This window comes from Campylobacter sp. IFREMER_LSEM_CL1846 (genome assembly GCF_025772105.1).
Taxonomy (GTDB): domain Bacteria; phylum Campylobacterota; class Campylobacteria; order Campylobacterales; family Campylobacteraceae; genus Campylobacter_D; species Campylobacter_D lari_D.
Map to the genome: position 1 here is coordinate 42345 of NZ_JAKMRM010000008.1, position 17795 is coordinate 60139.

Annotated in this window: 16 protein-coding genes; 9 read left to right on the forward strand and 7 right to left on the reverse strand. The window is 29.3% G+C overall.

The genetic code is table 11. From position 1 onward, the window contains the following. Window positions 1-46 precede the first annotated feature (46 nt). The 4 genes from L8W40_RS05070 to efp are packed head-to-tail and all read left to right on the forward strand — an operon-like array spanning window position 47 to window position 4407. Entirely contained in the window at window positions 47-1714 is a 1668-nt protein-coding gene (locus tag L8W40_RS05070; protein ID WP_263664843.1) for a 30S ribosomal protein S1, read from the forward strand. Window positions 1715-1720: 6 nt separating this feature from the next. Then, window positions 1721-2200 (forward strand): hypothetical protein, encoded by a 480-nt coding sequence (locus tag L8W40_RS05075; protein WP_133319893.1) that lies wholly within the window; start codon window positions 1721-1723, stop codon window positions 2198-2200. After that, window positions 2197-3777, forward strand: coding sequence for a phosphoglycerate dehydrogenase (gene serA, locus L8W40_RS05080; RefSeq protein WP_263664844.1), 1581 nt, complete (start codon window positions 2197-2199; stop codon window positions 3775-3777). The genes L8W40_RS05075 and serA overlap by 4 nt, the downstream gene beginning before the upstream one ends. A 60-nt stretch (window positions 3778-3837) precedes the next feature. Continuing rightward, on the forward strand, window positions 3838-4407 hold the full coding sequence (gene efp / locus L8W40_RS05085) for an elongation factor P (protein ID WP_039618934.1): 570 nt from the start codon (window positions 3838-3840) through the stop codon (window positions 4405-4407). 16 nt (window positions 4408-4423) lie between these two features. On the opposite strand, the gene uvrB is transcribed toward efp, so the two are convergent. Further along, entirely contained in the window at window positions 4424-6397 is a 1974-nt protein-coding gene (uvrB, locus tag L8W40_RS05090; protein ID WP_133319895.1) for an excinuclease ABC subunit UvrB, read from the reverse strand. A 154-nt stretch (window positions 6398-6551) separates the two neighbouring features. Here uvrB and L8W40_RS05095 point away from each other — a divergent pair, with 154 nt between their 5' ends. From L8W40_RS05095 to L8W40_RS05110, 4 genes are read left to right on the forward strand one after another with little or no spacing between them, the layout of a single operon-like run. Continuing rightward, on the forward strand, window positions 6552-6785 hold the full coding sequence (locus tag L8W40_RS05095; RefSeq protein ID WP_012661890.1) for a hypothetical protein: 234 nt from the start codon (window positions 6552-6554) through the stop codon (window positions 6783-6785). After that, a complete protein-coding gene (locus L8W40_RS05100) occupies window positions 6772-7011 on the forward strand; it encodes a hypothetical protein (protein ID WP_133319896.1) in 240 nt (79 codons plus the stop codon). The genes L8W40_RS05095 and L8W40_RS05100 overlap by 14 nt, the downstream gene beginning before the upstream one ends. Further along, a complete protein-coding gene (locus L8W40_RS05105) occupies window positions 7012-7482 on the forward strand; it encodes a type II secretion system protein (RefSeq protein WP_263664845.1) in 471 nt (156 codons plus the stop codon). After that, window positions 7479-9323, forward strand: coding sequence for a primosomal protein N' (locus L8W40_RS05110; RefSeq protein WP_263664846.1), 1845 nt, complete (start codon window positions 7479-7481; stop codon window positions 9321-9323). Before L8W40_RS05105 ends, L8W40_RS05110 begins: the two co-directional genes overlap by 4 nt. On the opposite strand, the gene L8W40_RS05115 is transcribed toward L8W40_RS05110, so the two are convergent. Then, window positions 9316-10608: a DUF2972 domain-containing protein gene (locus L8W40_RS05115; RefSeq protein WP_263664847.1), complete on the reverse strand. Its 1293-nt coding sequence runs from the start codon at window positions 10606-10608 to the stop codon at window positions 9316-9318. The two genes, L8W40_RS05110 and L8W40_RS05115, sit on opposite strands and share 8 nt — an antisense overlap. A gap of 67 nt (window positions 10609-10675) precedes the next feature. On the opposite strand from L8W40_RS05115, the gene ispG reads away from it, so the two are divergent. Then, complete coding sequence (gene ispG, locus L8W40_RS05120; protein WP_250322407.1) at window positions 10676-11740, forward strand: flavodoxin-dependent (E)-4-hydroxy-3-methylbut-2-enyl-diphosphate synthase; 1065 nt, start codon at window positions 10676-10678, stop codon at window positions 11738-11740. Here ispG and L8W40_RS05125 read toward each other — a convergent pair. The 5 genes from L8W40_RS05125 to L8W40_RS05145 form a co-directional block, all read right to left on the reverse strand. Further along, window positions 11737-13101 carry a nicotinate phosphoribosyltransferase gene (locus L8W40_RS05125; RefSeq protein WP_263664848.1) on the reverse strand — a complete coding sequence of 455 codons (1365 nt, stop codon included), beginning with the start codon at window positions 13099-13101 and terminating at the stop codon, window positions 11737-11739. The genes ispG and L8W40_RS05125 overlap by 4 nt on opposite strands. A gap of 21 nt (window positions 13102-13122) precedes the next feature. Continuing rightward, window positions 13123-14229 (reverse strand): cell division protein FtsZ, encoded by a 1107-nt coding sequence (gene ftsZ, locus L8W40_RS05130; RefSeq protein WP_039626779.1) that lies wholly within the window; start codon window positions 14227-14229, stop codon window positions 13123-13125. Between the two features lie 11 nt (window positions 14230-14240). Next, window positions 14241-15620, reverse strand: coding sequence for a cell division protein FtsA (gene ftsA, locus L8W40_RS05135; RefSeq protein WP_220566695.1), 1380 nt, complete (start codon window positions 15618-15620; stop codon window positions 14241-14243). Then, window positions 15617-17095: a peptidylprolyl isomerase gene (locus L8W40_RS05140; protein WP_263664849.1), complete on the reverse strand. Its 1479-nt coding sequence runs from the start codon at window positions 17093-17095 to the stop codon at window positions 15617-15619. Before L8W40_RS05140 ends, ftsA begins: the two co-directional genes overlap by 4 nt. Before the next feature lie 81 nt (window positions 17096-17176). Beyond that, window positions 17177-17755 carry a class II aldolase and adducin N-terminal domain-containing protein gene (locus L8W40_RS05145; protein ID WP_263659740.1) on the reverse strand — a complete coding sequence of 193 codons (579 nt, stop codon included), beginning with the start codon at window positions 17753-17755 and terminating at the stop codon, window positions 17177-17179. Between the last annotated feature and the right edge of the window lie 40 nt (window positions 17756-17795).

Sequence of the window (17795 nt, forward strand, 5' to 3'; positions counted from 1 at the left end):
AAACAATACTATAATCAACAATTAAAATTTAAAACAAAGGACCACAATGAGCGAGGTGAACAAAAAAGTTCAAAACAGACTAGAGGATATTATCATAGAAGAAGATTTTGAGCAAATGCTTGAAGAATCTTTTAAGTCTGATGAGGAGGCAACTACACAAGGTATAATTGTCGCGATTAAATGCGATGAGGTATTTGTAAATGTAGGACAAAAATCAGAAGGTATTTTAGTAGCAGAAGAAATTCAAAACGAAAAAGGCGAATTTATCTTCAAGGAAGGTGATACATTAGAAGTTGCTATAGTAGGTTCTCGCGGTGGCAGATCTTTACTTTCTCATAAAAAAGCTTTAAGAAAACAAAAAGTTAAAGAATTTATTAACAATTATAAAGATGATGAAAGTATATTTGATGTAAAAATCATTGGTAAAAATAGAGGTGGCTTTGTAGCTGTGGATGAAAATGGAGTGGAGTTTTTCCTACCAAAATCACAAAGCAGTTTTAAAGATTCAAATAATATTATCAATAAAACTTTTAAAGTTAAAATTATAAAAATAGATAAAGAAGCTCAGAGTATAGTAGTTTCTAGAAAAAAAATAGTAGATGAGGAAAGAAAAAAACGCAAAGAAATTATTTCAAATGTATTAAATCAAGAAGAAATTATAGAAGGTGTTGTTAAAAAAATCACTACTTACGGTATGTTTGTTGATGTAGGTGGTGTTGATGGTTTAGTTCATTATAGCGAAATTTCTTATAAAGGACCAGTAAATCCTAGTTCGTTGTATAATGAAGGTGATAAAGTTCCTGTAAAAGTGATTAAATATGATAAAGATAAAAAACATCTTTCTTTATCTATAAAACTTGCCATGCCTGATCCTTGGGATGAAATTAAAGATGGTTTAGAAGTTGGTGATACTATTAAAGTTACGGTTTCAAATATAGAACCATATGGTGCTTTTGTAGATTTAGGAAATGATATAGAAGGATTTTTACATATAAGTGAAATTTCTTGGGATAAAAATGCTAAAAATCCAAAAGATTATATTAACGAAGGTCAAGAGCTTGATGTGGAAGTGATTGAAATTAATGCTAAAGAAAGAAGACTTAGAGTTTCTTTAAAAAATTTATTAGCAAAACCTTTTGATGAGTTTTTAAAATCATATAAAGTAGGTGATGTGCTAAAAGGCAGTGTTACTTCCGTGACTAATTTTGGTGCCTTTATAAAAATTGCTAATTTAGAAGGTTTGTTGCATAATGAAGATGCTTCTTGGAATAGAAGTGATAAATGTAAAGATATGTATAAAGTTGGTGATGTTGTAGAAGTTAAAATCATTAAACTAGATAAAGAAAATCAAAAAATTTCTTTAAGTACTAAAGAATTACAAAAAAGTCCTGTTCAAGTTTATGCTCAAAAACACCAAGTAAATGATGTTATTTCTGGTAAAATTAGAGATATTAAAGATTTTGGAGTTTTTGTAGAGCTTGAAGAAGGCGTTGATGCGCTTATTCATAAAGAGGATTTAGGTAATATTGATTTTTCAAGTTTAAAAGTAGGTGATACAATAGAAGCTTTGATTGTTTTCATTGATGAAAAGAAAAATAGAATTCGTTTAAGCGTAAAAAGCCTTGCAAGAATGAAAGAAAGAGAAGCGTTAAATGAAATCAATGATAATGACAAAGTAACTTTAGGTGATATTATCAAAGATCAACTTTTATAATAAAAAATGAAAAAATATACCCTTTATGGTATTTTAGGTTTTTTAAGCCTAATTTTATTTATTGCTTTTATTTTTATGGTGAGATATGTAGATATTGGGAATTTACCTATCTCACAAAATGTTAAATATTCTTTTGATGAAATAAAAAAAGAGTTACCACAAACTTGGCAAGATAAACTTTCAAATATTAAAATCAATGATTTTTCTCCAGCAGCAAATGAATTTTATATGAGTTTTAATATGGATGATTCTGTAGTAAAGCCAAAACAAAAATTTTATATGCTCGATGTAAATAAAAATGATGTTTATTCTATGTTTTGTTTAAAGCAAACTCTGCATTCTTTTTTTATCAAATACACTTTAACACAGAGTAAAGATGAAGTGGCAATTTATTTAGATACAAATAATGAAAAAGTATTAAATACACTGATCGACAAATTAAAAATTTACAACATAAATGCAAAATTAAAGGAGGTTTGGTTATGAAAAAAATTATTGTATGTGATGCGATATTAGACAAAGGCGTAGAACTTTTAAGAAAAGCTGATGATGTTGAGCTTATCGAAGCAGCACATTTACCTAAAGATGAACTTTTAACAAAATTAAATGATGTAGATGTTGCTATTACTAGAAGTTCAACGGATGTGGATTTGAAATTTATTAATGCATGTTCTAATTTAAAAGCTTTAGTTAGAGCAGGCGTTGGGGTTGATAATGTTGATATAGATGAATGCTCTAAAAAAGGCATTATAGTAATGAATGTACCAACGGCTAATACCATAGCAGCAGTTGAGCTTACTATGAATCATTTATTATGCTCTGCAAGATCTTTTGTAAATGCTCATAATTTTTTAAAAATACAAAGAAAATGGGAAAGAGAAAAGTGGTATGGTGTTGAACTTATGAATAAAACTTTAGGAGTTATAGGTTTTGGTAATATAGGTTCAAGAGTGGCTGTACGTGCAAAAGCTTTTGGTATGAAAGTTATAGCTTATGATCCTTATGTGGTAGCTTCTAAAATGGCTGATTTGGGTATAGAGTGTGTGAATTCTTTAGATACAATTTTAACTCAAAGTGATTTTATTACTATACATACGCCAAAAACAAAAGAAACAACAGATATGATTTCTTTTGAAGAAATTTCTAAAATGAAAGATGGGGTAAGATTGATAAATTGTGCCAGAGGTGGTCTTTATAATGAAGATGCATTGTGTGAAGGTTTAAAAAGTGGTAAAATAGCTTGGCTTGGTATCGATGTGTTTAATAAAGAACCAGCAACTAATCATCCATTTTTAGACTTTGAAAATGTTTCTGTTACTTCTCATCTTGGTGCAAACACTTTAGAAAGTCAAGAAAATATCGCTATCCAAGCATGCGAGCAAGCTTTAAATGCTGCAAGAGGAATTTCTTATCCTAATGCTTTAAATTTACCGATTAAAACTGAAGATTTACCAAGTTTTGTAGCACCTTATATTGAGCTTATTTCCAAAATGGGCTTTTTGGCTGCTCAGCTTGATAAAACTCCTATTAAGGCTATTAAACTTGAGAGTGAAGGACAAATTAGCGAGTATAATGAGTCTTTATTAACTTTTGCAACAGTGAGTGTTTTAAGAGGTATTTTAGGTGAGAATATTAATTATATTAACGCACATTTTGTAGCTAAAGATAAGGGCGTAGAACTTTCTTCTTGTATTCTACCAAGTAGTGGTTATAGTAATAAAATCACTATAAAAGTAATTACAGATAATTCTAACCTTTCTATTTCAGGAACTATTTTTGGTGAAAATGAACAAAGAATAGTAGAATTAAATGGTTTTGATGTAGATTTTAAACCAAAAGGGAAAATGATAATTTTAAATAACAATGACATACCAGGAGTTATTGCTAATGTTAGCGGAATTTTAGCCAAAAATAATGTCAATATAGCTGATTTTAGACTTGGTAGAAATGGCTTTGGAAAAGCTTTGGCTGTAATTTTGCTTGATACAAAAATTTCAAAAGCTTTGCTTGAGGAATTAAGAGCTATTGATGCTTGTATTTTTGCAGAATATGCAGAAATTTAAGGCTTTTTATAAGCCTTAATTGTTACAATTATTTTTTAATTTTAAAATTAAGGAAAATATATGGCTTCTTATGGAATGGGAGATTTAAAAAAAGGTTTAAAAATAGAAATTGATGGTATTCCTTTTAAAATCGTAGAATATCAACATGTAAAACCAGGAAAAGGTCCTGCTTTTGTTCGTATTAAAATTAAATCTTTTATCGATGGTAAGGTTTTGGAAAAAACTTTCCATGCAGGGGATAAATGTGAATCTCCAAATTTAGAAGAAAAACAAATGCAATATCTATACGATGATGGTGAAAATTGTCAATTTATGGATACCCAAACTTATGAGCAAGTTGCAATTAGCGATGAAGATGTGGGTGAAGCTAAAAAATGGATGCTTGATGGAACCATGGTAGATGTTTTATTTCACAATGGAAAAGCAATTGGTGTGGAAGTACCTCAAGTAATGGAACTTAAAATTATTGAAACGGCACCAAATTTTAAAGGCGATACTCAAGGCTCAAACAAAAAACCAGCTACTTTAGAAACAGGTGCAGTAGTGCAAATTCCTTTCCATGTATTAGAAGGGGAAGTAATCCGCGTTGATACTGTGCGTGGAGAGTATATAGAAAGAGCAAATAAATAATCCCTTATTTAAGGGATTATAAAGTTCTTAATTTATTAATTTCATCTCTAAGCATTGCCGCTTTCTCAAACTCAAGATTTTTAGCTGCTTCTAGCATTTGTTTTCTTAATTCTTTTACTATTTTAGCGCGTTCTTTCGCAGGCATTTTTTCAAGTTCTTTGCCTTTACGATAAATTTCTCCTTGTTCAAGCTCATGTTTTAAACTTTCTTCTATGTTTCTTTTTACTGAGGTTGGTGTGATGTTGTGCTTTTTATTATAAGCTTCTTGTAGGGTTCTTCTTTCATTGGTAGTATCGATAGCTTCTTGCATAGATTTTGTGATTTTTTTAGCAAAAAGCAATACTTTTCCATTGACATTTCTAGCCGCGCGTCCCATCGTTTGAATGAGTGCAGTGGTGCTTCTTAAAAAGCCTTCCTTGTCTGCATCCATAATCGCTATAAGGGAAACTTCAGGTAAATCAAGTCCTTCTCTTAAAAGATTAATCCCGATTAAAATATCAAAAGCACCACTTCTTAAGCCACGGATGATTTCATTGCGCTCAATTGCATCAATTTCTGAGTGCATGTATTTTACTTTTAAGCCAAGTTCCAAGTAGTATTTACTAAGCTCTTCAGCCATTTTTTTAGTTAAAACGGTTATTAAAACTCTTTCATTACGCTCTATAACTTTTTTAGCTTCATCGTATAAAATTTCTACTTGATTTTCACTATCTTTGATTTCTATTTTAGGATCTAAAAGCCCTGTTGGACGCATGATTTGATAAAAAATATTTTCTTTGCTTAATTCTAGTTCTAAAGGTGCAGGTGTGGCTGAAACAAATAAAAATTTACAATTTTTATTAATAAATTCATCAAACATCAAAGGTCTATTATCTAAGGCACTTGGCAAGCGAAAACCATAATCAACCAAAGTTTGCTTTCTGCTTCTATCCCCTGCAAACATTCCGCGAAATTGTGGTAAAGATACATGAGATTCATCTACAATGACTAAAAAATCTTGATTTTTAATAGCAAAATAATCAAAAAGCGTATAAGGTGTATCGCCACTCTTAAGCCCTGTTAAATGCAAGGCATAATTTTCAACTCCTTTGCACATGCCAGTACTTTGAAGCATTTCAAGGTCAAATTCTACCCTTTGTTTTAGTCTTTGTGCTTCTACGAGTTTATTTTCATTTTCAAAATAAGCAAGGCGTTTATTTAATTCAGCTTTTATACCTTTTATAGCCTCTTTAAGTCTAGCTTCACCTACGCTAAATTGACTAGTTGGATAAAGTATAAATTTTTTTAAGTCTTTACCTTTTTTATTTTCTAAGATATTATAATGATACATCGCCTCAAGTTCATCGCCAAAAAATTCAAGTCTAATAGCTTCATCCTCATAATAAGCCGGATATATATCTACTATATCTCCATTGACTCTAAAATCAGCTCTGTCAAAGAAATTATCATTGCGTTTATAACCCATATCTACAAGTTTTTTTAAAAGTTCTTTTTGATTTATTTGCATATTAAGCTCTAAAATCAAAACCATACCCACATACTCACTTGGATTTCCCAAACCATAATTTGCTGAAACACTAGCTATGCAAATAACATCATCATAACTTAAAAGCGAAGCACTTGCGCTTAGTCTTAATCTTTCTAAGTCTTCATTAGTAGAGCTGTCTTTTTCTATAAAAACATCGGTTCTTGGTATATAAGCCTCGGGTTGATAATAATCATAATAGCTTATAAAATACTCCACATGATTATTTGCAAAAAAGCCTTTAAATTCACTATAAAGTTGCGCGCATAAGCTTTTATTGTGGCTCATGATAAGAGTAGGCATATTTAAGTTTTTAATGATATTTGCCATAGTGAAAGTTTTTCCACTACCTGTAACACCTAGCAAGGTTTGGTATTTATTGCCTGCTTTAATGCTTTTTACTATACCATCAATAGCTTGCTTTTGATCAGGGCTTGGCTTAAATTCGCTAGTAAGTTCAAACATAATTTTTCCTAACTTGTATTTTTACTAATTTTACACAAAATTTTTTCTAAAAATTTAAATTTTAAAACAAAAAGCTATGCAAAATTAAATTTTTTTTTGTTACAATATGTGTTTAAAATACTCTAAAATATAAAATCAATAAAGGCAAAAAATTATGTATGATGAAAGAATAATCAACACAATGACAGATAAAGTAAATGAGCTTTTGGCTAAATATAATGAAGTATGTGAAATAAATGAAAATTTAAGAAATGAATTAGTGAGCGTAAAAGCACAAAATGAAGCTAAAAACAATCAAATTGCGCGTTTGGAAGAAGAGCTTAAAAATAAAAATATTGAAAGTGAAGATGTGATCAAAAAAATAGAGGCAGTTCTTGGCAAACAATAATCAAAGAAAAGTTACAATCAATGTCTATGCGAAAGACTTTGTTGTAACATGCAGTAATGAATTTGCAAATCATCTTGAAGATGAAATTGCTTTAATTTCTGGAGGCACAGGTAAGATAGAACTTGCAAATTTCATTAATGCTTTTGTAAAACTTAGCTATGAAAATTATATCTTAAAAAAAGAACTCAACAAACTTATAAACACTATCGATGAAGAAATACAATAAATGCAAGTAAAAAAAGCTTTTACTTTAGTAGAGCTTATTTTTTGTATGATGATTATTGCTATTCTTAGCACAATTGCTTATCCGTATTTTTCTTTTGGAAAAAATGATGCTAAACTTATCCAAGTAAAAAGTGAGGTAGAGCTCATCAATGCTTCTTTGGCTTTACTCAAAAATCAGTTTTTATTTAAAAAAAGTAAGGATTTTCCAGCCATTTTAGATGAAGCTTTGATAAATAGTGAAAATCAAAAATTATTTTTTTGTGATAGTTTGCAAAATTACAAAAAAACAAATCATTGTACATATAGTGTATTGGATAAGCCAATTGTTTCAAGTAAAAAATCATGGATGAAAATAGCAAGTACTCAATATAGATTTTTTATAAATGCTAAAAATTACATAGATTTTTCTTATAATAGTGAAAAAGTTTTTTTAGAATGTGTGAGTTTAAATTGTAAGGATTATGGGTTTTGAATTTTTATCAACTTGCTATAAAAGGATATTATTTAGATACCTTAATTTATGAAAGTGAAGAAGAAATTGAAATTTTAGATGAAGTGATAGTTGATCTTGCAAGGAAAAAAAATCTCAAAGCTATAATTTTACAAAAATGTTCAAAGCCTGATTTTAAAACCCAAGCTATAAAAGAAAAAACAGATTTTAAACTAACGCAATACCAATACGAACTTGCTCAATTTATTGCTTATTATTATGCTAGTAAAATAGCTTTTGTTTTGGGTATGTTTGAAAGCATTAAAGAGTATAAAAATCAAAAAATTCATATAGAAAAAGCACCTAGTTTAAGTAAAAACCAGCAAGAGGCTTTGGAATTTATAAAAACTAAACAAACTAGTTTATTATTTGGCGATACAGGAAGTGGTAAAACTGAAATTTATATTAGCTTGATAAAAGAATATCTAGAGCAAGGAAAGCAAGTTTTGCTTTTAATGCCAGAAATCGCTCTAACTCCGCAAATGCAAAAAAGATTAAGAGTGTATTTTGGCGAGTATTTTTTCTTGTGGCATTCTAAAATTACTAAGAAAAAAAAGCAAGAATATTTGCAAGATTTAACAAATTCAAAAGCTCTTTTGGTGGTGGGAGCTAGATCGGCTTTGTTTTTACCTTTTAAGAATTTGGGTTTGATTATTATTGATGAAGAGCATGATAATTCTTATAAAGCTTCTAATAATCCAAAAATCAATGCAAGAGATTTGGCTTTATTTGTAGCAAAAAAAATGCATATAAAAGTTCTTTTAGGTTCGGCTACTCCAAGTGTTGTAAGTTACTATAAACATCCTTGTTTTAGACTTAAAGGAACCTTTTTTGAAAGCAAAAAGCAGTTTTTATATGATGAGAGCGAGCTTAGTGTTTCATCAAAATTACTTTTAGAATTAAAAATTAGCTTAAGAAATAAAAAGCAAGCTGTGATATTTTTACCTACAAGGGCAAATTTTAGACAAATTTTATGTAAAGAATGTGCTAATACCATTAAATGCCCTTTTTGTTCTATTGCTTTGAGTTTGCACAAAAATAAAAATGCATTAAAATGCCATTATTGCAATTTTACTAAAGAAATTGATCAAACTTGTCCAACCTGCAATGGAGTTATGCTTGAAGCTAAAAAAATGGGCACAGCAGAGCTTTGTGAGCTTTTAGAAAGAGAATTAGCTGAGTTTAATCCTATCATAAAAAGATTTGATAGTGATGAGATTAGCAGTGTAAAAAAGCTTGATATGGTTTTAAAAGATTTTAATCAAGAAAAAATTGATATTTTAGTAGGCACTTCTATGCTTGCTAAAGGACATGATTATCACAATGTGGATTTGAGTGTGATTTTAGGTCTTGATGAGTATTTATTCAGACCTAATTTTAAAGCTTTGGAAGAGACTTTGGCTCTTGCTATGCAAGTAGCAGGTCGTGCAGGTCGAAAGGGTGAGGGTAGGGTACTTTTACAAACTAAAAATAGATCTTTTTTTGAAAAATATATACAAGATTATGATAGTTTTTTAAAAGATGAATTAAATGCCAGAAATGAGCTTTATCCCCCATTTAAAAGACTTTTAAGGCTAATTATTGAAGATGAGGATAAAAACAAAGCTTTAAATTTATGTGAATTTATAGCTAATAAAGTTCAAGAATTAAAACAAGTGCAATTAGTAGGCCATGGTGCTTGTGGCATTGAAATGCTAAATAAAAAATGGCGTTTTTATGTATTATTGCGCGCTAATACTCATCAAGAACTTGTAAAATTTGAGCATTTTGCTTTAAATTTTAAAAATATTACTTGCGATATAGATCCGGTTGATTTTAGTTAAAGAATTTTTCAAATTCTTGGTAATATTTCCATGATTTCACAATATCAGGGCGGAAATTTTTAATATGTATCAGTTCTTTATCTAATATATCTTTGAGTTTTAGCCTTGCTGTTTTGTTTTTCTTGAGATAGTCTAATACTTCATCTTCTTTCATAAGATTTGTTTCTGTGTAGTCAACAATTTCTTTGATTGCATCTAAAAAATTGGATAAATATTGTTTGATTCTTGCATAATTTTTATGATTTAAAAATTTAGATATTTTATTTTTATCGATATAAATGCCAATGTTATTTTTAAGATCATTATTGCTAATGTAGGAAAAAATATTTATTTGCTCGTTGCTTATATGATATCTATTAATAATTAATTTTATTTCATAATCTACTTGAAAAATTAAAGGAAGCAAATATCTTATATAACCTCTAAATTCTTTTCTTTTAAAAAGATTTTCATCATTATGGGGGGGGGTAAAATCAAATTTATCTGCCAAGTTAATAAAAGTATTATAAGCTTTCTTTTCGTTTAAATCGCACATATCTATATAAGTAATATTGTTTGTGTTAATTTTATTAAGTAGAGTATGTATTATAAAAGTATTTTCTAGTAAATTTTCAAAATCATCTTTCATGTAAGTTTTGTTTGGTTTTAAAAAATTAATATATTCTTGGTAGTTAAAATTTAAGTTAAAATTCTGATTATAGTTTCTTTGAACTTTACTCCAATCTCTTCCATATGAATGTTTTAATAAGGATATGGGATCTCGTGTTTGAATTAGTATAGGTATATCACAACTAATTAAATTTAAATATTTATCCAAATCTAAAATATTTGTCTCGGATATATTAATAGCTGTTTGAGAGTATTGAAGAAGTGATTTAAAATTTAAATTATATCTGTAATATCCGTTGTTTGGAGATACCCAAGAAGCAGAGCAATAAACATTGCATGCTTCATTGAGTAGTGTTAAAAAAGCAGCAGCACCAACACCATGAGGGGAAATATAGATAAATTTAGCATTTTCTAGAGGTATGTTTAGTTTCCAAGCAAGTTCTGCACAATAATCACTAGGTTCTATATCGATATTTTTTGGATTTACTAATGGTGGATAAGTCTTATTTTCATATTGTTTAAAATCGTCACTATTAAGCCAAGCTGTAATATGATTTATATTATCTAGTATAAATTTTTGAAAAAAATAATCTTGATTGGTTTTGAGTGAATTTAATAAAAATTTGCTTTTTTTGCTATCTAAATGAGCTGATAAAAAATTAAGTAAATTTTCCATATTAAATCCTTGATATTTTTAGATTAAATTATTAAAATTATATAAAAATATTTTTAGAGTGATTTTAATGACAAGATATAAAACAAGACAAATAAAAGTAGGCGATGTTTTAATAGGTGGTGATGCACCTATTTCTGTGCAATCCATGCTTTTTACTAAAACAAGAGATATTGAAGGTTGTTTAGAGCAACTTAATAGGCTTTATTTTGCCGGTGCAAATATAGTGCGTTTAGCTTGTTTGGACATGGCAGATGCAAGAGCTTTAAAAGAAATCAAAGCAAAAAGTCCCTTGCCTTTAATAGTGGATATACATTTTAATCATAAGCTAGCAGTTTTTTGTGCTGAATTTATCGATGGGGTGAGAATTAATCCGGGAAATATAGGCTCAAAAGAAAATATAAAAGAAGTGGTGCAAGCTTGTAAACAAAGAAAAATTCCTATTAGAATAGGGGTAAATCATGGCTCTATAGAAAAGCAATTTAGCGATAAATATGGTTATAATATAGAGGCTATGCTTGAGAGCGCTTTATATAATATAAAATTACTAGAAGATTTAGACTTTTTTGACATTAAAATTTCTATGAAAACTTCAGATGTGCAAAATACCATAAAAGCTTATGAAGCTCTAAGACCACTTTGTGATTATCCGTTTCATTTAGGGGTTACTGAAGCAGGAACTAAATTTCATAGTACTGTTAAAAGTTCGATTGCCTTAGGAAATTTGCTTTTAAAAGGTATAGGCGATACAATGAGAGTTTCTATGACAGGGGAACTTGAAGAAGAGATTAAAGTAGCAAGAGCGATTTTGCAAGATAGTGGAGTGCAAAAGAGTGGAGTAAATATCATCTCATGCCCAACTTGTGGAAGAATTCAAAGCGATTTGATTAAAGCGATTAAGATAGTAGAAGAAAAAACTAAACATATAAAAGAACCATTAAATATAAGTGTTATGGGTTGTGTTGTAAATGCCTTGGGTGAGGCTAAGGGCGCTGATGTGGCTATTGCTTTTGGAAAAAATCAAGGTTTAGTTATAAGACATGGTGAAGTGGTAGCAAAATTAAAAGAAGATGAGCTTGTTGATAGATTTTTACTTGAAGTAGAAGATGAAGTAAAACTTAGAGAAAAAGATTAATTTTTTTCTAAGTAAGTTTTTTGCATATTTTGTAATTTTTTAGAAATTTTTACTTTATAAATACTTGGATTTTGAAGTTTTTTTAGTTTAAAATCCAAACTATCAACACTTTTTTTATGATACTCTTGAATATTTTTCAAGTTAGGAAGCCCATAGATTAATTTTCCATCTTTAAAAATAAGCTTATGTAAATTTTTATATGTATGACCTTGATAATTTTTGATACTCTCATCATGTGTATATAAAATATCAAAACTTGCTTTATTGTTTTTATAATACCTTATGAGTTTTTTAAAATGTGGCAAGGTTGTTTTGCTTGAGCTTGCGCTGATTTTTATTTTAGGGATGATTTGATTGTTTTTTTCTAATGCAACAAGCTTATAAACAGCTCCAAAAATAGGCGAGCTTGCTGAAGTAATAAGCTTTTCTCCAATACCAAAAGCATCGATCGGAGCTTTGTTTTTTAGTAATTTTTCTATGATGAACTCATCTAAGGCATTACTAGCTATGATTTTGCATTTTGTTAAGTTAGCAAGATCTAGTTTTTTTCTAATATATTTAGAGATTTTCAGCAAATCTCCTGAGTCAATACGGATGGAATAATTTTGCATAGAATCTTGCGCATTTAACTCATTAAAAACTAAAATAGCATTTTCAATACCTTTTTTATAATCATATGTATCAATCAAAAGACTTATATTATCTTTATAAATTTGACAATATGCTCTAAAAGCACTTAGCTCATCATCAAACATTTGTACCCAAGCATGAGACATAGTTCCGCTAATAGGAATATTAAATTTTTTCCCAGCTAAAGTACAAGCACTTGCATGAAAACCACCTATAAAAGCAGCTCTAGCACCATTTAAAGCTGCGCTTTCTCCATGGGCTCTGCGAGAGCCAAATTCTAAGAGTAATTTTTCTTTTGTAATTTGAGTAATTCTGTTAGCTTTAGTGGCAATTAGACATTGATGATTTAGAGTTAAAAGTATGAAAGTTTCTAATAATAAAGCTTCTATTATAGGTGCTTTGATGATCATTAAAGGTGTATTAGCAAAAATACATTCACCTTCTTTAACACTTAGTATATCTCCACTAAATTTTAAGGTTAAAAGGTAGTTTAAAAAATCATCATCAAATTTTTTAGTATTTTTTAAAAAATCTATGTCATCTTTAGAGAAAGAAAAATGATTAATATGATTTATGATTTGCTCTAATCCACAAAAAATAGCATAAGAAGCACTATCAGGAACTTTTCTAAAAAAAACTTCAAAATAAACAATCTGCTTATGCATATTTTGTTTAAAATAAGCATAAGCCATATTTAGTTCGTAAAAATCACATAATAATGAAGAATTCATATAAGGATTTTTACTTACAAATTAATCCATTTGACGACGCAAGAAAGCAGGAACATCAAGTTGAGAAATCACTTCCTCATCAAACCCACCGCTAGCTTTACGCAAATTCATATAGCTATTTTTTTTACTTTCTTCTTGTTCTTTAGCACTTTCTATTTCAGCTTTATCTTCAAAACCTGTAGCAATAATAGTTACTTCAACACGATCGCCCATGCTTTCATCAGTAGTTGCACCAAAGATTACTTTTGCATTTTCATCTGCTATATCACTAATGCTTTGAGTAGCTTGTGAAATTTCTATCAATGAGCATTCAGGTCCAATTTTATAATGGATAATCACGCCCTTAACGCCTTTCATAGTCATACCATCTAATAATGGAGATTCTATAGCGCTTGATAATGCGTCCATGATAGCATTTTCACCTTCTCCATGACCCACACCCATTAAAGCTAAACCTCTATGGCTCATAACAGTTCTAACATCTGCAAAGTCAACATTGATATCGCCATCTTCTAAAAGAATAGACACCATACCTCTAACAGCTCTAGCTAAGATATCATCAACTAGTTTGAATGCTTCTTTTATACCTGCTTTTTTTGGAAGTATACTAAGAAGTTTTTCATTTTGGATTACAATGATAGAATCACTTTCTTTTTTTAATTCAGCCAAGCCAGCTTCAGCTAATTTTTTTCTTTGTTTTCCTTCAAAAGCAAAAGGCATAGTTACAACCGAAACAGTTAATGCGCCTACTTCTTTAGCAGCTTGTGCTACAACAGGAGCTGCACCTGTACCAGTTCCACCACCAAGTCCTGCTGAAATGAATACTATATCACTTTGACTTAAAGCTGCTTTTACTTCTTCAAAGCTTTCTCTTGCACTTTCTGCTCCAATTTCTGGTTGCATACCAGCACCTAAACCTTTAGTTTTTTTCTCACCTAGTTGAATTCTAGTTTTTGCTAAAGATTTTGCTATAGCTTGTGCATCAGTATTTGCTGAGATAAGATCAAGATCATGTAAGCCCATATTTACCATATGATCTATCATATTACCGCCACCGCCACCGCAGCCTATGACTTTTATTTTTGCACCTTTTGCGTGTTGCATTTCTTCTACTAGATATTCGCTCATTGTATCTCCTATTAGAACTGGTTTATTAATTTATTCCAAAAATTATGCATAAAACTTGATTTTTTATCTTTTTTGGTTTCAACTTTTGTTAATTCTGTTTTTTCATCTTCAAAATCTCTCTGTTCTTGAAAAATTTCTTCAAAATTTTTATTTTCTTCTTCATGTTCTTCTATGGTGAGATTTTGTTTTATCTGTTTGTTGATAAATTCAGGCTCTCCTTTGTATCTTAGTTTTTCATTAGAATCTAATTCATAAGGAGTAAAATGTCCACCACCATATAAACAAAGACCTATAGCGCAGCTATTTTCTGCATCTTCAAAAATTTCTTTAAAGCCATCCATAGTATCTTTTTTTGCGGTCGCTATTCTAACAGCTTTATTATCAAAATAAGCTGAAGCAAGTTTGTCAAGTCCTGCAAATTTTGTCATTCCACCTGTTAATACTATACCTGCTCCTGCTTGATTTGCACAAGCATTATCACTTAGCATTTTAGCTAAAATAATAATAGTTTCTTCAATTCTTGCATAAATAACATTAGATATAACTTCTACTGAAACTTCATTTTTTCTTTTTTCATCACCCATATATGGAATTTGTATAATTGAGTTTTCATTTTGTGCTAAAGATGCATAATTTAATTTTAGTTTTTCTGCTTCTTTTGGTGGGGTATGCAAAGCTATGGATAAATCATTAGTGATATTTACTGAACCAATTTGTAAGCATTCATTATATCGTATAGAATTACCCGCATGAATGACCATATCGCAAACCGCTCCACCCATATCGATTAAAATAGCACCTAATTCTTTTTCACTATCATCAAAGCATGCGATAGAAGAAGCATATCCTGAAAGAACGATATTATCTACTCTAAGATCAGCAAGCTCAACTGCTTTTTTTAGATTTTTAATATGCACTTCTTGCGAGATTACAATATGCGTAGAAACTTCAAGGCGATTTCCGCTCATTCCCAAAGGATCTTCTACATGCTCAAGATCATTTACTTTAAAATTATAAGGCAATACATGAATGATTTCATATCCACTAGGTATATTTGCGGTATGTTTTGCTGTGCTTACTGCTCTGTGAATTTCTTTAATACCTATTTCATGATTTGGTATATTGACTACACCTATGCTATCTACGCTTTTTGCATAAGCACCTGAAATAGATACAATTACCTTATCATAATGCACGCCTGACATCATTTGTGCATCAGCTACTGCCTCTTCTATAGATTTTGAAGCAAGTTCTATATTGGTAATTGCTCCTTTTTTTATACCATTTGATTTTGATTTTCCAAAACCAATGATTTTAAGTCCTTCTTCACTTTTTTGTGCCAAAATAGCACAAGTTTGTATTGAGCCTAAATCAATTCCTAAAATATTCAATTTGTATTTCCTTTATAATAGCGTTGGATTGGATATAATTCTATAAGTTTTTTTAATAATTCTTCCTTAAGTAAAGCTTGTTTAGTTTGTTTGGCACTTTGTTCTATGATAAATTTATAAATTTCTTCTTTATCTTTGTTTTCTAGAGTTTGCTTTGTAATTTCATAAACTATTGCTTTATCATCAAATAAAACATAAGATTTAGCTTTATTTGAGTCAAATACATGCATTAAAAACTCACTAAATTCAGCATCATTTATCATTTCACCTACTTTTGCTCCTTTACTTGAGTCGCGACTATAAGTTCCTATATCTATACCTTGGAAATTATCTAGGGCAAGCTTTGCTTTTTCTTCTAATAAAGTTTTAGTTTTTTCTCTGATGTAAAGTTTGCTCACTTCATTTTTGGCTTGCTCAAAAGTCATAGTCTGTATAGGATTTATTTTTATAAGTTTTGCAACCATATAGCCGTTTTCAAATTTAAAAGGTTTGATAAAATCATTTTCTTTAGCTTTTTGTATGTTTTCTAAAGGGTAATAAATATCAGCATCGCTTATTGTGATGTTTTTGTCAAAACTAAGCTCGTTTTTTCTCAAAGCAACATAGCTTTCATTAGCTTTAAGTTTAAGCTTGGAAAGTTTTAAATCTTTTATAACTTTATCTTTGCTTTGTTCTAAGCTTAGAATTTTTCCTGCAAAATCTTTATAGTCATTTTTATTTTCTTCATAGTAAGCTTGAATTTCTTTATCAACAACTGTGATTGTATTAGGATCTAAAAAATAAGTTGCAAGCTCATAGCTTTTTTGTGTTTTATATAGGTTTTTGTTTTTTTCCCAAGTTTGTTTTAGTTCTTTTTCATCAATAGGAATATTTTTATTATCAAGTTTTATTATTTGAATTTTTAAATTATCTTGCATTAAAAAACTTGCACCAAACATATCAAGCTCATTTTGTTTGATTTGTAAATTTAAAATAGCATTGATTTTTTTAAGTAATAATTCATCATGGATAATTTTTTCATAAGCTTTTGGCGTATAGTTGTTTCTTGCAAGTAAATTATAATATAAATCTTTATCAAAAACACCTGAAGCATTATGAAAGATTTTTTGATGCGCTAAATCATAAGCAATTTCTTCTTCGCTTACATTTAAACCTAAAGTTTTAGCATAAGAAAGCAGAAGTTTTTCTTGTATAAGTTCATTGATAGCTTGAGTATCTAAGCCATCTTTTTGTGCTTGTTCTTGTGTATAATTGCCATTGTTTAATTGTGAGTAGTAGTTAAATAATTGAGAATATTTTAGATTAAATTCATCATAGCTTATTTTTTCATCGCCTACTTTTGCAACAGAATTTGATCTATCGGTGTTAAAATCATAACTTCCCCAGCCAACAAAACCTGCTCCAACAAAAGCAATAACACTAATCCAAATAGTAATAACTAAATATTTTTTATGATGCTGCATCCAAGTGAGCATTTTTACCCCAATCCATAATTAATTAAATTAAACCATAAATTATAGGTAATTTGTGATTAATAAAAAATTAATTTTATGATTTTATGATAAATTTGTCTCTGCTAAATGGATAATTTTACAAGAATTCTCGATTAAATCTATTATTTTTCCAAGTTCATAGCTTGTTCTTCCATAAGCAAATATTCCATACCCTTTCACAACGACAAAATTTTGTTTTTGTTCTAACATATAACGATAAATTTCAGTTTGTGATCTATCATCCCAATCCTCATAACTTTTAGGATTGTAAACTCGAATTTCTTCTAAAAAAATTTCTCCAAAATAATCTTGAGGTGTTATGAAATCATGATTTAAACTCATGGATAAGGTATAAGCTGGATAAGCAAAACATACGAATTTAGCTTCAGGTATATTTTCATATATGCTTTTATGTATTTCACTATCGCTGCTTGCTTCATCCCAGCTATAATCTTTTGCAAATTTTAAGATACTTAAATTTTTTTCATCTAATTGATTCAAAAAAGCATTGCTTTTGTTGATAATAAATGAGCCTTGTGAAAGTTTTGCTGAAACAGAACCATGGCAAATTCCAAAAAAATTTTTTTTAAACATTGATGAGGATAGAATTTGAATTTGGGAAATAATATTTTCTTTATTCATTAAAAACCTTGTTTTAAACTTAGCTAAGGTATTATACTAA

Excerpts from the sequence above, each read along its gene's own strand:
- ftsZ (WP_039626779.1), bottom strand. The coding sequence starts at position 14,229 with ATGAGCGAATATCTAGTAGAAGAAATGCAACACGCAAAAGGTGCAAAA.
- L8W40_RS05070 (WP_263664843.1), top strand. The coding sequence starts at position 47 with ATGAGCGAGGTGAACAAAAAAGTTCAAAACAGACTAGAGGATATTATC.
- L8W40_RS05145 (WP_263659740.1), bottom strand. The coding sequence starts at position 17,755 with ATGAATAAAGAAAATATTATTTCCCAAATTCAAATTCTATCCTCATCA.
- L8W40_RS05105 (WP_263664845.1), top strand. The coding sequence starts at position 7,012 with ATGCAAGTAAAAAAAGCTTTTACTTTAGTAGAGCTTATTTTTTGTATG.
- ispG (WP_250322407.1), top strand. The coding sequence starts at position 10,676 with ATGACAAGATATAAAACAAGACAAATAAAAGTAGGCGATGTTTTAATA.
- efp (WP_039618934.1), top strand. The coding sequence starts at position 3,838 with ATGGCTTCTTATGGAATGGGAGATTTAAAAAAAGGTTTAAAAATAGAA.
- serA (WP_263664844.1), top strand. The coding sequence starts at position 2,197 with ATGAAAAAAATTATTGTATGTGATGCGATATTAGACAAAGGCGTAGAA.
- L8W40_RS05075 (WP_133319893.1), top strand. The coding sequence starts at position 1,721 with ATGAAAAAATATACCCTTTATGGTATTTTAGGTTTTTTAAGCCTAATT.
- L8W40_RS05140 (WP_263664849.1), bottom strand. The coding sequence starts at position 17,095 with ATGCTCACTTGGATGCAGCATCATAAAAAATATTTAGTTATTACTATT.
- L8W40_RS05115 (WP_263664847.1), bottom strand. The coding sequence starts at position 10,608 with ATGGAAAATTTACTTAATTTTTTATCAGCTCATTTAGATAGCAAAAAA.
- L8W40_RS05095 (WP_012661890.1), top strand. The coding sequence starts at position 6,552 with ATGTATGATGAAAGAATAATCAACACAATGACAGATAAAGTAAATGAG.
- uvrB (WP_133319895.1), bottom strand. The coding sequence starts at position 6,397 with ATGTTTGAACTTACTAGCGAATTTAAGCCAAGCCCTGATCAAAAGCAA.
- L8W40_RS05125 (WP_263664848.1), bottom strand. The coding sequence starts at position 13,101 with ATGAATTCTTCATTATTATGTGATTTTTACGAACTAAATATGGCTTAT.